A 4,180-nucleotide genomic window follows, 5' to 3' on the forward strand; every position below is an offset into this window, starting at 1 on the left:
GTCGCCGCGGGGCGGACCGTCTCCAGGCCGGCCGGTCCCTCGAAGGCGAGGTCGCCGTCCGGCGTCCAGCCGGTCCAGCGCCGGCGCAAGGCGAAGCGCACGCCCTGCGCCTCCAGCCGGCGCAGCCAGGCGCGCAGCAGCGGCGAGGCCTTCAGCGCGCGCGGAAACACGCGGCCGCTGCTGCCCACGAAGGTCTCGATCCCAAGCCCATGGCACCAGTCGACCAGATGTTCGGACGAAAAGGCGCGGATCGCCGGCTCCAGCGCCGGCCGGGCCGGGCCCTCGAGCTCCAGAAGGCGCTCCAGCGGCTCGGAATGGGTGAGGTTCAGCCCGCCGCGGCCGGCGAGCAGGAACTTGCGCGCGGGCGAGGGCATGCGGTCGTGGACCGTGACGGCGCAGCCGCGCCCGGCGAGGCGTTCGGCCGCCATCAGACCCGCCGGCCCGGCGCCGATGACGGAGACCGGCGCCCCGGTGATCGGCGGCGGCGTTGCTTCAGCGGACATGGATGACGGCGTCTCCAGCGCGGGCCCCGCCGGTCGGCGCGTTTCCGGGGGCTGCGATTCTCTTTTCCTTAAGCCCGGCTTGATAGAGCAGGGCGATCAATTCGCACAGAAGGTCGGCGCAGTACGCCACGAACGAACAGACCGACGCTTCCTTCACGGGCCGATATGGCGCTTGTAGTCATCCTCGACGATCGGGTCACCAACCGGAACATCTTCGCCAAACTTGCGGCGCTGATCGAGCCGGGTGTCGACGTCCGCGCGTTTGGAGACCCGGTCGAGGCGCTGGGCTTCTTCGAGAGCGTGACTCCGGACCTCGTCGTCACCGACTACAAGATGCCCGGCGTCGACGGGGCGGAGTTCACCCGCCGGTTCCGCGCGCTGCCTGGCTGCGGCGACGTGCCGGTGGTGGTGCTCACCGTCTACGAGGAGCGCAGCTTCCGCCTCAACGCGCTCGAGGCCGGCGCCACCGACTTCCTGCAGAGCCCGGTCGATCACCACGAGTTCCTGACGCGCGCCCGCAACCTGCTCAAGCTGCGGCGGCAGCAGCTGGCGCTCGCCCGCCGCGCCTCGTCGCTGGAGAGCGAGCTGCGCGACAGCTCTGACCGTCTGGCGCAGGTGATCGACACCGTGCCGGCCATGATCAGCGCCGTGGACCGGGACGGCCGCTGCATCTTCGTGAACGCCTATCACGCGAGCCTTCTGGGCGCCGCGCCCGAGGAGCTTCTCGGCGGCGCGCCCACGCGGCTGTTCGGACTGCACCACGGCGACCGCAGCGCGGCGCTGGACCGCCTCGTGTTCCAGAGCGGGGCCGCTCTGCCGAGCTACGAGGAGGAGTTCATCACCAGCGCGGGCGAGCGCCGCTACTTCCTCACCTCCAAGGCGCCCCTGCGCGACGCGGCCGGCGTCATGACGGCGGTGCTGACCACCGCGCTCGACATCACCGACCGCAAACGGGCGGAAAGCCACCTGCGCCATCTGGCGCATCACGACGCGCTGACGGACCTGCCGAACCGCTCGCTGCTGCACGAGCGGGTGCGGCATGAGATCGCGCAGGCGCGGCGCAGCGGCGCCAAATTCGCCCTGCTGCTGTTCGATCTCGACCGCTTCAAGGGCATCAACGACGTGCTCGGCCACCACATCGGCGACCGGCTGCTGAAGGCCGTCGCCGAGCGTCTGGTCGCGACGGTCCGCGAGACCGACACGGTGGCGCGGCTCGGCGGCGACGAGTTCGCCATCCTGCAGACCAATGTCGCGGTCGTGGGCGACGGCATGGATCTGGCCCGGCGGGTGCGCGAGAGCCTGAGCGTGCCGTTCCTGCTGGACGGCCACGAGATCTCGACCTCCGCCAGCATCGGCGTCGCGCTGTTCCCTGACCACGGCTTCGACTTCGACGACCTCCTGAAAAACGCCGACCTCGCCATGTACCGCGCCAAGTCCGACGGGCGCGACGGCACTCGCGCCTTCGCCGAGGACATGGACAAGAAGGCCCGCGCCATCACCGTGCTCGACAGCGACATGCGCCGGGCGCTCGCCAAGAAGGAGCTGGTGTTGCACTACCAGCCCCAGGTCAATCTCGCCTCCGGCCGGATCGTCGGCGCCGAGGCGCTGGTGCGCTGGCGCAAGGACAACGGCGATCTGGTCTCCCCGGCCGACTTCCTGCCGCAGGCGGAGGAGAGCGGGCTGATTGTGCCCATCAGCGAATGGGTGCTGAACGAGGCCTGCCGCGAGGCGGCGTCCTGGACGCGCGACGGGCTGCCGCCGCTCCGGGTGGCGGTGAACCTGTCGGCGATCCAGTTCCGCAAGCAGAACGTGGAGCAGGTGGTGCTGGCGGCGCTCGCCGCGAGCGGGCTCGAGTCCGGCCGGCTGGAGCTGGAGCTGACGGAGAGCATCCTGCTGCACGACACCGAGCGGGTGGTCCACAGCCTGCGGGCGCTGCAGGCCCACGGCGTGACCTTCTCCATCGACGATTTCGGCACCGGCTATTCGTCGCTGTCCTATGTGCGCAACTTCCCCGTTAACCGGCTCAAGATCGACCGCTCGTTCATCCACAACCTGCGGGAGGACGGCAACGACGTCGCGATCGTGCGCGCCATCGTCAATCTCGGCCACAGCCTGAACCTCGACGTCATCGCCGAGGGCGTCGAGACGGCGGCGCAGGTGGGGCATCTGCGCGCCGAAGGCTGCGACGAGGTGCAGGGCTTCTACTTCGGCCGGCCCATGCCCGCCGCCGACTTCATCGATCTCGTCCGGCGCGAAGCGGTGGTGGCCCAGACCGCATGAGCACGATCCTCGCGGAGCGCCTGTCCGGCCTGCGGGGCGCGCTCGGCGCAGGCCGGCGGGGCCTGCCCGCGCGCCGGGGCGACGAGCACGAGATGTCGCTCAACCGGCTCGTGGTCGGCGCGCTGCTGGTGGGCTACTGCGCCTTTACCTCCGCCTGGGGGCAGTATCTCATCCTCGCCTCCGCCTATGCGGGCGGCGGCGTGCTCATCGCCGCGCATCTCGCATGGCGTCCGGCGCCCGCGCCGCGGCGCCAGGCTTTCGCCCGCCTGTTCGACATCGGCTTCCTGTCGGCCGCCCTCCATGTGGGCGGCGCGGCCACCGCCGTGCTCTACCCGCTCTACCTCTGGATCGTGTTCGGCAACGGCTTCCGCTTCGGCCTCCGGGCGCTCCGGGACGGAGCGGCGATCGCGGTCGTCGGCTTCGCGGTCGCGGTGCTGGCGACGCCCTACTGGCGGGACAACCCGTCGCTGGCCATCGGCCTGCTGATCGGGCTGATCGCGCTGCCGGCCTACGCCGCGACGCTGATCCAGAAGCTGTCCCGGGCCCGGATCGCGGCCGAGGAGGCGAGCAAGGCCAAAAGCCTGTTCCTGGCGAGCGTGAGCCACGAGCTCCGCACCCCGCTCAACGCCGTGATCGGCATGACCGATCTTCTGCGCGACACGAGGCTCGACGACGAGCAGCGCGACATGGTGCGCACCGCCGGCGACGCCGGCCGCTCCCTGCTGGCGCTGATCGACGACCTGCTGAACTTCAGCCGCATCGAGGCCGGCCGCATGCCGAGCCACGTGACCGGGTTCGACCTGCACCAGCTGCTGGCGGAGGTGCGCGGCATGCTGACGGCGCAGGCGCGGGAGAAGAACATCCGTCTGTCGCTCTGCGTCACCCCGCGCACGCCCTACCGTCTGAAGGGAGAGGCGCGGCAGATCCGCGACGTGCTGCTCAACCTCGCCGGCAACGCCGTGAAGTTCACGGAAGCGGGCGGCGTGGTGATCGGCGCCGATCTCGTCGGTGTGGAGCACGGCCGGCCGCGCGTGCGCTTCCAGGTGGCGGACAGCGGCATCGGCGTCGCGCCCGAGGCGCAGAAGCGCATCTTCGAGGCGTTCTCGCAGGCCGACTCCAGCATCATCAACCGCTTCGGCGGCACCGGGCTCGGCCTCGCCATCTGCAAGCAGCTGGTGGAGATGCAGGGCGGCGAACTGCGGCTCGAAAGCGAGCCTGAGGTGGGCTCGACCTTCTGGTTCGACCTGCTGCTGGAGGAGGACCGGGCGGCGGAGCCCGCGTCCGAGACCGTCTCGCCCGTGGTGGCGCTCGGCGCCGACGCCGCCCGCGCCGAGGCGCTCGCCAAGGCTCTGGACGGCGAAGGCGTGCCGGCGACGGCGGCGGTCGGCCTGCGCGAG

General features: G+C 71.1%; 3 protein-coding genes. 2 read left to right on the top strand and 1 reads right to left on the bottom strand.

Translation table 11 applies throughout. The features are described from left to right. Positions 1 to 503 (bottom strand): NAD(P)/FAD-dependent oxidoreductase (locus tag ACFQ4O_RS15720; RefSeq protein WP_378777005.1); only part of this gene is annotated, 503 nt, incomplete at its 3' end. 165 nt (positions 504 to 668) lie between these two features. On the opposite strand from ACFQ4O_RS15720, the gene ACFQ4O_RS15725 reads away from it, so the two are divergent. After that, positions 669 to 2,783, top strand: a complete 2,115-nt coding sequence (locus tag ACFQ4O_RS15725; RefSeq protein WP_378777007.1) for a two-component system response regulator — start codon at positions 669 to 671, stop codon at positions 2,781 to 2,783. Then, on the top strand, positions 2,780 to 4,180 hold a 1,401-nt coding region (locus ACFQ4O_RS15730; RefSeq protein ID WP_378777010.1), incomplete at its 3' end, for a sensor histidine kinase. The genes ACFQ4O_RS15725 and ACFQ4O_RS15730, both read left to right, overlap by 4 nt.

The organism is Methylopila musalis (assembly GCF_042679725.1).
In the GTDB taxonomy this organism is placed as follows: Bacteria; Pseudomonadota; Alphaproteobacteria; order Rhizobiales; family Methylopilaceae; genus Methylopila; species Methylopila musalis.